The sequence below is a fragment of the Oleiphilus sp. HI0117 genome (genome assembly GCF_001635235.1).
In genome coordinates, this window is the sequence record NZ_LWGA01001129.1 from 1 (window position 1) to 909 (window position 909).

General features: G+C 43.5%; 1 protein-coding gene. It reads right to left on the reverse strand.

Going from position 1 to position 909, the window contains the following annotated elements:
• Positions 1-48: 48 nt before the first annotated feature.
• Complete coding sequence (locus A3757_RS20180; RefSeq protein ID WP_068513687.1) at positions 49-675, reverse strand: hypothetical protein; 627 nt, start codon at positions 673-675, stop codon at positions 49-51.
• Positions 676-909: the final 234 nt, after the last annotated feature.

Genomic DNA, 909 nt, shown 5'->3' on the forward strand with positions numbered 1-909 from the left:
TAGCAGTCTATTAGGTTAGAAAAAAATAGACTGCTATATGAGCTTTTACTAATTTTGATCAGGGATATTAATGGTTAGGTCAAATCCGCCGCCAACGCGCGGGGTAATTTGAAGCGGACCTTCATCAATACCGTGAGGAAGTTCAATTTTGTCAATTTGAGGAAGGTTGCCAATTGAAAAGGTAAGTTGATTGTCCTGTCTACTTAGCCCAAGATCGTTGGCACCGTCGCCACCAATATAGACAAAGTCGAAATCACCCTCGGGTACCGCGTAGCGTGTATCGTTCATGACTTCTTCCATTGTGCGAGTGTTAACCTCGTCGTAGGTTGGGATCACAACGTCAATAGGCGCGATGGTTGCTGAAGCAATCGCTGCATTTCGTAGCATTTCTTCACTGAGTAGGACAGAGCTGGCAGTGCCATCGACGTGGTTCTGTTGGTGCCCTAGCTTATCCATATCCTGGTCTACATTTTCAACCGGGGCAATTGTCAGGCTGGAGTAAGTTTTTTGAGTTGTCTCAATTTCCTGCTTTTTAGGCGTGACAATAATTGTCGAGTCCTTGATATAGGTTTCGGTTAACTCTGAACTGCTAAGAGATTTAACTTCTGCGCCAGCCATTAGTGGCAGTAGTAATAAAGGTGACGCTTTTAGGATGATGCTAGAGCTAGTGTTCATATTCGGTGCCTGCGATATTATACGATCAGCAGAATAACAGGTGAAAAAGTGAGCAACCTGTCAGCTATACTGTAATTATTTAGGCTGAGATCCGCTAATGCAAGGTTTATAGTCTATGTTTCTGTTAAGAAAAGTAATTATGCGGGATGTGTCTAGTTGAAGTTGCCCTTAGCTGAAAGAGTTGGTGAGATGATTGCGTCACGCAGTAAGCGAAGTGACTACTTTCGATTATCC

Coding starts and splice junctions, on each gene's coding strand:
- A3757_RS20180 (WP_068513687.1), bottom strand. CDS start 675: ATGAACACTAGCTCTAGCATCATCCTAAAAGCGTCACCTTTATTACTA.